Source organism: Streptomyces lonarensis, assembly GCF_012033735.1.
GTDB classification, from domain to species: domain Bacteria; phylum Actinomycetota; class Actinomycetes; order Streptomycetales; family Streptomycetaceae; genus Streptomyces; species Streptomyces lonarensis.
In genome coordinates this window covers 14975-23721 of sequence record NZ_JAAVJD010000066.1, presented here as the reverse complement: position 1 = coordinate 23721, position 8747 = coordinate 14975, and the positions used below count along the sequence as shown (strand labels likewise).

Here is an 8747-nt window from a genome sequence, read left to right as displayed (position 1 = left end):
CCGGTCAGCCGACGGTGGCGTCCACGGTGACGTCGATGTTGCCGCGCGTGGCGTTGGAGTAGGGGCAGACGGTGTGCGCGGCGGCGACCAGACGGTCGGCGGTCTCCTGGTCCACGCCGCCGCACTCGGCGTGCAGCGCGACGGAGAGCTTGAAGCCGCCCTCGCCGTTCGGGTGGAGGCTGACCTCGGCCACGACCGCGGAGTCCTTGATCTCCACCTTCTCGTGGGCGGCGACGTGCTTGAGCGCCGAGTGGAAGCAGGCGGCGTAGCCGGAGGCGAAGAGCGCCTCCGGGTTGGTGCCCTCGCCGGTGCCGCCCATCTCGGTGGGGATCGCGAGGTCGGCGGAGACCGAGCCGTCGGTCGTGGTGACGCGGCCGTTGCGGCGGCCCTCGCCGGTGGAGGTGGCGATGGCGGTGTAGAGGGTCTTGGCGTCGGACACGTGGTGCTCCTCGGGCTGGGGCGGACGGTGAACGGTCGCGTCGCGGCGGGTCGGCGCGGAGGCGGCACAGCCGCGACACAGGTAGACGAACTAGTAACTCTACTGGGTTGAGCCTACAGTGGTGGGCACGAAGCGCAAGCCCCGGACCGTCCGGTGGCCGCGCGCTCCCGAGCAGGCACCGGCCGACCGCGCCGGTTCCGCGCTCCGGCGCGTCACCACCGGACCGCGAGCCCCCAGCGGGCCTCGGCCGCAACCAGGAGGACGACGGATGAGCACCCGGGACACCACGGTGGCCGCCACCGGCGTGGCACCGGGCACCCCCGCGACGCGAGGCGGCCCGGCCACCCGCGAACGCATCCTCGACACCGCCACGGAGCTGTTCTACGCACACGGCATGCGTGCCGTCAGCGCCGACCGGGTGATCGAGCGTGTCGGCATCACCAAGGTGACCTTCTACCGGCACTTCCGGACCAAGGACGACCTGCTCGTCGCCTATCTGCGCCGCCGTGCCGCATACGAACACCAGGCGGTGGCCCGCCTCCGGGAGGGCGCCGGGGACGACCTGCCCCGCGCGCTGCGTCTCCTCGCCCACGGCATCGGCGCGGAAACCTGCCGCCCCGGGTTTCGCGGCTGCCCGTTCATCAACGCGGCGGCCGAGTTCGCCGAGCCGGACCACCCCGTCCGGCAGGTCGTCGCCGAGCACCGCGCCTGGTTCGTGGGCGAGTTGCGGGCGATGCTGACCGCCGCCGGCATCGACCCGCCGGACGCGGCGGCCGACCAGCTGATGATGCTGCGCGACGGCGCCACGGTCGCCGGGTACCTCGGGGACGCGGAGGCGGTCGGCCGGGACCTCGAACAGGCCGCGCTGGCCGTGGTCGCCGCCCACCGCCGGCCCGGCTGACCGACACCCGGGCCGACCGGTGCCCGGGCCGACAGGCGCCTGTGCTGACCGACGCCCGGGCCGACCGACTTGCTCCGACAGGCGGCGCCCTCCCGGAGGCGGAAGGCGGGCGGCGGCACCCGTCGGCCGTCCGCCTTCCACCCCCGCAGGGCCGGGCGTGGGGGTCATCCGAAGGTCGGGTTCGGATACGTCTTCCGGGTGACGCGCCACGGTCCGGCGGGTCGAGAGAATCGGCCGCCGGACGTCGAAGCGAGAGGTGGTCGTCATGGAACCCGACTGGAACACGGCCGGAGTCCTCGGTGCGGCCCGGGGAGCCAACGGCGCGGACGAGGACACCCCCATCGGCACCCAGCACCTGCTGGCCGGGGTGTGCAGCGCCAAGGGCCCTGCGCGCGAGGCCCTGGACGCGGTCGGTGTGACCCGGTCCGCCGCGATCGCGGTCCTGCGCCGGAAGCGGGAGACGGAGACCGCCTGGCACGGTGACGAGGGCACCGGCCCGAGCGTGGCCGCGACCGCCGTCCTGGGCGACGATGGCTCGAAACGCGACCGGTACACCCCCGCTGCCGCAACGGCGCTGCGGTCCGCCATGCGCCTCGCCCGCGACGACGGGGCGGACAAGCTGACCACCGAGCACCTGCTGCAGGCGCTGCTGGCCGGGGACGACACCGGTGCGGCGGAGCTGCTGACGCTCTGCGGCTCCTCCCCGCAGGCGGTGCGGGACCGGCTCGCCGGCGGCACCCCGGCCGGCGACGGCCTCGACCCCCTGCTCCACCCGACGCGCGAAATCCTGCTGGGCCGCGCCCGCTACCAGCGGATCGGCCTCCGGAAGCGGCTGATCGCCCGGCTGGCGGGCGTCCAGTGGGCCGACCTGCCGGTCGACTGGGTGCGACACGAGGCGGGTGAGCAGGCGCACCGGCTGGGGGACCGCACGGTACGCACCGAGCACCTGCTGCTGGCGGCGTTGGCCGTCCGCGAGGTCACCGCGGCCTACCCGCACATGGTGAACACCCCGGACGGTGCGACGACCGAACCGTACGCGGGTGGCGCCGAGTTGACCGAGCGAGGCGTCACCTACACCGTCCTCCACGAGGCGTTGCGGCGCGGCACGGCCGAACTGCCGCAGGACCCCCGATCCGTGGACGACTACGTGGCGGAGGCGGTGGGGCTCCACCGATCCCGCGGCGATGCGGAGCAGCAGCAGGAGCCGGAGCAGGAGTCGCCGGCGCAGGCGACGCCGCCGCCGCGGAGCACCGGCCCGCTGGTGGCGACGCTGCTGGCCGAGCCGACGCGCGCCCGCGCGCTGGTCGCGAATGTGACGGCCGAACGGACCGACTGAGCGGACCGTCACCGTCGCCGTCACGGTCACCGTCGCCGTCGCCGTCGCCGTCGCCGTCACCGTCGCCGATCAGCGCCTCGCGCGTCGGCGGACCGGGTCGGGGTGGGCGACGGCCGGGACGTCCCGGGCTCGGGACAGGAGGCGCGCGGCCCGGTCAGAGCCGGGTCGCGGTGCGGACGAGGGCGGCCAGCGCGAGCAATCGGCTGTGGGCCGGCCAGGCGATGTGGGTCACCACGGGCGGCGCGTCGGTCAGCGGGACCGCCGCGTGCTCGGTCCACAGCCACGCCCGGGCGGAGTCCGGGTAGACGGCGACGGTCCGCCCGAGCGCGATGAGCTGCGCCAGCTGGGTCTGGTCGGTGATCGCCGGCCCGGGACCCGGCGGGTGAACGCCGTCGCGGGCCCAGCGGGCGAGCGGCAGGTCGGGGAGATCGCTCACCTCCGCGAGCGTGAGGTGCGGCCGGGTGGCGAGGGGGTGCCGCGCGGGCAGGACCGCGATCTGCCCCTCGGTGACCAGCGCCTCGCTGTCGAAGCCGGCGAGGGAGTTGAACGGCGTGTGCAGCAGCGCCGCGTCGGCGCGGCCGTCGCGCAGCATCTCGCCCTGTTCGCAGGTTCCGCTCGGCAGGATCTCGACCTCGGCCGCGTCGGCTTCCGCGGCGTAGGCGCCCAGCAACCGCCGCAACAGGTCGTGGGAGTCGCCGGCCTTCACCGCCAGCACCAACCGGGTGCGGCTGCCGTCGTTCCCGGCGCCGGCTCGGCGGGCACGCCGGGCGGCGGCGGTGGCCGCGTCCACCGCGACACGTCCCTCGTGGCGCAGCACCTCGCCGGCCTCGGTGAGGGCGACCCCCCGGCGGTTGCGGACCAACAGGAGGACCCCGAGACGGCGTTCGAGCTGCTGGATCGCGCGGGAGAGCGGCGGCTGCGCCATGCCGAGCCGCTCGGCGGCACGGCCGAAGTGCAACTCCTCGGCCACCGCGAGGAAGTAGCGCAGCTCGCGGACCTCCACGGTGTCCTGCCTGTCCTGCCTGTCCTGGCTGTCCTGCCTGTCCTGGTGGTCCATCCGGCCAGCGTACGGCGCGATACCCGCGGGGTATCAGAGCGCACCGCATCGGTGTTGGCGGCGACGGGTGGCCCGGCGTGAGCATCGACGGCATGAGCATCGACGGCATGAGCGAGATGAAGACCGCGCTGGTCACCGGCGCGAACAAGGGGATCGGGTACGAGACGGCGGCGGGGCTCGCCGCGCGCGGCTACCGGGTGGCTGTCGGCGCCCGCGACGCCGACCGGCGCGAGGCGGCGGTCGAGCGGCTGCGGGCCGGCGGGGCGGAGGCGTTCGGGGTCCCGCTCGACGTGACGGACGATCGGGTCGTCACCGAGGCCGCCGCGTCGGTCGAGCGGCAGGCGGGCCGGCTGGACGTGCTCGTCAACAACGCCGGGATATCCGGCCCGACCGGCCCGGGGTGGGGCCAGGACCCGACCGCGCTCGACCTGGACGTCGTCCGCGCCGTGGTGGACACCAACGTGTTGGGCGTCATCCGGGTGACCAACGCGATGCTGCCGCTGCTGCGGCGGTCGGCGGCCCCGCGGATCGTCAACGTCTCCAGTTCGGTGGGGTCCGTGGCGCGGCAGGCCGACCCGTCGGTACAGGTCGGACCGGTCATGGCGGCGTACGCGCCGTCGAAGTCCTACCTGAACGCGATCACCGTGCAGTACGCCCGGCACTTCGCGGACACCGGCATCCTGATCAACGCCGTCTGCCCGGGACTGGTGGCGACCGACTTCACCGGGTTCCAGGCGCCGCGCACGCCGCAGCAGGGCGCGGCGATCGCGATCCGGCTGGCCACGCTGCCGGACGGCGGGCCGACCGGCGGGTTCTTCGAGGACGACGGCGCCGTCCCGTGGTGAGCCGCGCGGTGAGCGAGGCCGGGAGCGCCCTCGGGCGCTGACGAGCCCTGCTGCGGCCGGGCGGAGGCCACCGGCAGTCCGCGGTGGAATGCCGAGCGGGCGTCTACTTTCGTTGATCCCCTGCCGCGACTTCCGCGGGCCGCCGCTCGCCCCCCGGGCACGGCAGGATGGTCGGCGACGGGGGCGTCGGACCCGAGGCTGCGGCGAGCGAACCCGCCGAGCCGTGGCTCGGGCAGGAGGGGGGACGGCAAAGGCATGGCCGACAGAGACGACCGTGACGGCTCGGAAGACCGTGACGGCACTGACGACCGGGACGAACGAAACGACCGTGACGGCACTGACGACCGGGAGGACGCTTGCGGGGCGACGGAGGGGTCCGAGCCGGCGGATCGCCCCCTGACGGAGGCCGAGATCGAGGCGGATGACGACACCGACTTCCTCTGGCACATCATCGCGCCCATCGCCGCAGCCGCCGGCCTGTACCTCTGGCACAGCCTGGAACTCCCCTGGTACAGCAACGGGTACGTGACCATCAACCACACGGCTCTCGGCCTTCTCGCGTTGGGAGTCGCAGCGATCGCCGTGCGGATGATCCGGCGGCGCCAGGTCCGCGACTACCTCGACCGCAACGCCGGGGCGCCCGGGGCGACGCACGAGCAGCCGCTGCGCGACCGGCCCGCAGCGGAGCCGGAGGGCAACGCGGCACCGAGCGCGGAACCGGGCGGCGCCCCCGACGGCGAGACGGACCCCGGCGAGGACGGCCCCGGCGACGACGGCCCCGGAAGCGGCACCGAGCGACCGCACCGGCCCTGACAGGCGCTCGCTCGGGTGCCGGCCGCCCTTCCCGGCGGGCGGGCTCAACGCAGGTAGTGCGCCAGGTAGGCCCGCTGCGCGGGCGGGAGCGCGGTGTCGTCGGCGAACCGGTCGCGGGCGTGGCCCCAGAGGTTGTTCTCCGTCCAGAACCGGTACGCGAACTCCTCGAACGAGTCGGCGCAGGCGTGGAAGTGGGTGCGGAGGGTGTCCAGTTCGGCCGGGGTGAACTCGGGCTCCTCCTCCTCGTCGTTGTGCATCAGCGGCGAGACGACGACGGCCGTGGGCTTGCCGGGGCGGAGGTAGAGGTACCAGATCAGGCAGTCCTGCTGGTCGCGCAGGAACTGCACGAACCGCGCCCCGGGGTCGAACGGGCACGGCAGCGGGTCGGAGATGTCCGTCCAGCAGGCCGTCACCGACACCTCGTCCAGGGCGGCGAGCAGCCCGCTGTGCGTGTAGAAGGTGGTGAAGTCCGCCGGCAGGCTCAACCCGGCCTCGGAGAGGCGCTGGGCGAGGAACTCCAGGGCCGCGACCTCGCCGGGGACGGGCCGGCCCTTCGCCGACAGCCAGTCGAAGGTGCCGACGAACCGGGCCGGGTCCAGCGGGGGCAGCGACTCCAGCGGATAGCGCTGGTAGGTCGCGTCGCAGGGCCGGTAGGAGCCCAGGTCGCTCCCCCACCAGGCCGTGTCGAACCCGGTGTGGTGCAGGGTGGTCGTCGTGGGTTCGCTCATGGGTTCCTCCGCGCCGCGCCCGCTCCGTCAAGTACTCCTTCGAAGCATCGCACCGGCCACTGACAATCGGGCTGGTTCCGGGCGTCACCGCAGCTCCGGCGGGCGCGGAGCGGATCGGCGCCGGCGTCAACGGCGGTGCCGTCGGCGGGGCCGGGTGATCACCACGGGAGTGCGCGGCGGCAGCGTGACCCGCACGGTGCCGTCCAGTTCGAGCAGCACGAGTCCGCCACGGTGCTCGGTGAAGCTCACGGGCGGCGCCCCGCCGGCGAACGCGATCAGGTCGCCGATGCGCACCTGGTCGGCGGTGAGCCGGAGCGGCGAGGCACGGAGCGACGGGAACCCGGTCACCGCGTGGTCCTCCGCGACGGGCGCCACCGGTGCGGCCGGCGCCGGCCGCACCGGTCGTGGACGAAGCGGGTGCCGTCGTGCACGGGACCTCCGATGGACGGTCGGAAGGAAGCGCCGCCCCGTGGCGCTCGGGCGGCAGCCCGGGCCGCGGGGTGGACCCGGCTCACAGCGCCCTGACCACACGGCGCGACGGAGCACCGGCCCGCACCGGGCGAGCCGACAGCGAGTAGAGGACGTCGACCTCACCGCTGCCGCACACCACGTCCGGGCCCCGGCTGTTGACGCTCACCGGCCTGCCCGCGTCGAGCGCCGCTTGCTGCACGGCCTGGTAGTCGATGTCGGCGGCCCAGTCGCGGAACACCGCGCCGGGGTTGCCGTCGTCGGGCGCGGCGTGGCGCAGACAGCCCGGCGGGAACGGGCCGTCCGACGGCCGGGGGTCGAGGGCGTCCGCGAGGCGTAACGCCGCGCCGCGCATCCAGCCGAGCGCCAGTGCCGCCGTCGTGGACCAGCCGCCCCCGAGATGCCACTCCGCCCCCGCGTCCGGGCTCCGGACCACCGTCTCGCACCACACGCCGTCGACATGCACACCGCCGCCGCTGAGCGGGCCCCGCGACAGCGTGAGAGCGCCACCGGCGCCATACGCCGAGCAGCCGGAGGTGCGCGTCGATCTGCGTGGTCAGTTTCGCTCGACGCAACTGCAACTGCCGCAGCGACGGGACTTCCGCGTCAACCGGGGGTTGCTCCGAATCCGACGGATGCGTGAAAGACATCGAGACACGGGTCTCCATACCGAACCACCTCTCACCAGCCCACATTCCTGCGCGTCACCGAATTCAGGCCAACGGTCTTCCTGACGCTGCCACAAGGAGACAACCGCAGGTCCGGCCGGCGGGGACCGCACGGGACGAACCCGCACCTACAGCAGCCGAACCAGTGCCACAACCCCCTCGACCGCGAAGACCCGGATGGTCACCGGATTCGCCCGGCACGACGCCGCACAGCACTACCGTTACAAATATGAACGCGACGGAACTCCCGCACCAGCTTTTGCGGGAGAACCCCGACGCACCGGAGACGCAATCGCAACAAAAACAACGAGAGGATGTTCGATGCCCTCACGCCGAGCCGTCACGGGGCGATCGCAAGAACCGCGCGCCCGGTTCGCCGAGGAGCTGCGCTCGCTTCGGCGCACGAGTGGCCTCTCGCTGCGTGAGGTCGGAAACGCCATCAGGTTCGACTTCTCCCACGTCGCCCGGATGGAGAGCGGCGAATCCCTGGCCGGCCCCGAGCTGGTCCAGGCGCTGGACAGCCTGTACGGGACCAACTACCTGTTGATCCTCTGGGAGATCGCGCAGAAGGACGCCTCGCAGTTCCGGTTGCGCTACCGGCGGTACATGGAAATGGAGAACGAGGCGACGAGCATCCAGATCCACTCACCCGGTCTGATCCCGGGGCTGCTCCAGAGCCGTGAGTACGCCGAGCAGCTACTGATCACGGGCGGCCTCACCGGACCGGACCTCGAACGGCAGGTGGACGCCCGACTGGGGCGACAGGAGAAGCTGAACGGCAACCGGCCACCTCAGTTGCGCGCCATTCTCTCGGAGGCGGTCCTCCGAACTCCGATCACCAACGAGCAGCACTGGCGACAGCAGCTACGCAAGCTCCTCGCTGCGGCAGAGCAGCCCAACATCATCGTGCAGGTGGTGCCGCTGTCGACCGGCCCGCACGTGCTCTCCAGCACCTACGTCAACTTTCTCCGGTTGCCGGAAGGACGCACCGTTGCCTGGATCGAGACCTCACATTCCAGCGAGTTGGTCGAGGAAACGGCTACTGTCGAACAGCTGCAACTCAGTTACGATCGAGTTCGCGACCGGGCACTCTCGCCGGACGCATCACGCCAGTTGATTCACGGCTTCCTGGAGGACGTGCCATGCGACCCCGCATCGACCTGACCGCAGCCGCCTGGCGCACCTCCAGCCACAGCAACGCCGACGGCGGTGACTGTGTGGAGGTCGCGGACGGCGTCCCGACGGTCGTCCCCGTCCGCGACTCCAAGGCACCCACCCGCGCCACGCTGCTCATGCCCTCCGCGGCCTGGGGCCACTTCGTCACGGCGGTTCGCCACGACGGTCTCACCGCCTGACAGAACGGAAGGGCGCGACCGGGCACTCTCGCCGGACGCATCACGCCAGTTGATTCACGGCTTCCTGGAGGACGTGCCATGCGACCCCGCATCGACCTGACCGCAGCCGCCTGGCGCACCTCCAGCCACAGCAACGC

11 protein-coding genes are annotated in these 8747 nt (G+C 73.2%); 6 read left to right on the top strand and 5 right to left on the bottom strand.

The window, feature by feature from the left end; all coding sequences use genetic code 11:
• Positions 1–4 precede the first annotated feature (4 nt).
• Positions 5–439, bottom strand: a complete 435-nt coding sequence (locus tag HCN56_RS11170; RefSeq protein WP_167969878.1) for an organic hydroperoxide resistance protein — start codon at positions 437–439, stop codon at positions 5–7.
• A gap of 268 nt (positions 440–707) precedes the next feature.
• Here HCN56_RS11170 and HCN56_RS11165 point away from each other — a divergent pair, with 268 nt between their 5' ends.
• Both HCN56_RS11165 and HCN56_RS11160 read left to right on the top strand, forming a co-directional pair.
• Positions 708–1340, top strand: coding sequence for a TetR/AcrR family transcriptional regulator (locus HCN56_RS11165; RefSeq protein ID WP_167969876.1), 633 nt, complete (start codon positions 708–710; stop codon positions 1338–1340).
• Positions 1341–1605: 265 nt separating this feature from the next.
• Positions 1606–2676, top strand: coding sequence for a Clp protease N-terminal domain-containing protein (locus HCN56_RS11160; protein WP_167969874.1), 1071 nt, complete (start codon positions 1606–1608; stop codon positions 2674–2676).
• A 154-nt stretch (positions 2677–2830) separates the two neighbouring features.
• Here the strand turns inward: HCN56_RS11160 and HCN56_RS11155 are convergent, their stop codons facing one another.
• Positions 2831–3733, bottom strand: a complete 903-nt coding sequence (locus tag HCN56_RS11155) for a LysR family transcriptional regulator (protein ID WP_167969872.1) — start codon at positions 3731–3733, stop codon at positions 2831–2833.
• A 107-nt stretch (positions 3734–3840) separates the two neighbouring features.
• Here HCN56_RS11155 and HCN56_RS11150 point away from each other — a divergent pair, with 107 nt between their 5' ends.
• Together HCN56_RS11150 and HCN56_RS11145 are read left to right on the top strand one after the other, a co-directional pair.
• Entirely contained in the window at positions 3841–4578 is a 738-nt protein-coding gene (locus HCN56_RS11150; RefSeq protein WP_209312603.1) for an SDR family NAD(P)-dependent oxidoreductase, read from the top strand.
• A 255-nt stretch (positions 4579–4833) separates the two neighbouring features.
• Complete coding sequence (locus tag HCN56_RS11145) at positions 4834–5391, top strand: hypothetical protein (RefSeq protein WP_167969836.1); 558 nt, start codon at positions 4834–4836, stop codon at positions 5389–5391.
• Between the two features lie 44 nt (positions 5392–5435).
• Here HCN56_RS11145 and HCN56_RS11140 read toward each other — a convergent pair whose 3' ends face one another.
• From HCN56_RS11140 to HCN56_RS11130, 3 genes are all read right to left on the bottom strand, one after another.
• Complete coding sequence (locus HCN56_RS11140) at positions 5436–6119, bottom strand: hypothetical protein (protein ID WP_167969870.1); 684 nt, start codon at positions 6117–6119, stop codon at positions 5436–5438.
• Positions 6120–6245: 126 nt separating this feature from the next.
• Positions 6246–6467: a hypothetical protein gene (locus tag HCN56_RS11135; protein WP_167969868.1), complete on the bottom strand. Its 222-nt coding sequence runs from the start codon at positions 6465–6467 to the stop codon at positions 6246–6248.
• A 163-nt stretch (positions 6468–6630) separates the two neighbouring features.
• The gene (locus tag HCN56_RS11130) at positions 6631–7053 is read right to left on the bottom strand and encodes a hypothetical protein (protein ID WP_167969866.1); all 423 of its coding nucleotides are present in this window, start codon (positions 7051–7053) and stop codon (positions 6631–6633) included.
• A gap of 523 nt (positions 7054–7576) precedes the next feature.
• On the opposite strand from HCN56_RS11130, the gene HCN56_RS11125 reads away from it, so the two are divergent.
• Entirely contained in the window at positions 7577–8419 is an 843-nt protein-coding gene (locus tag HCN56_RS11125) for a helix-turn-helix domain-containing protein (RefSeq protein WP_167969864.1), read from the top strand.
• The gene (locus HCN56_RS11120) at positions 8398–8610 is read left to right on the top strand and encodes a DUF397 domain-containing protein (RefSeq protein WP_167969862.1); all 213 of its coding nucleotides are present in this window, start codon (positions 8398–8400) and stop codon (positions 8608–8610) included. Before HCN56_RS11125 ends, HCN56_RS11120 begins: the two co-directional genes overlap by 22 nt.
• Positions 8611–8747: the final 137 nt, after the last annotated feature.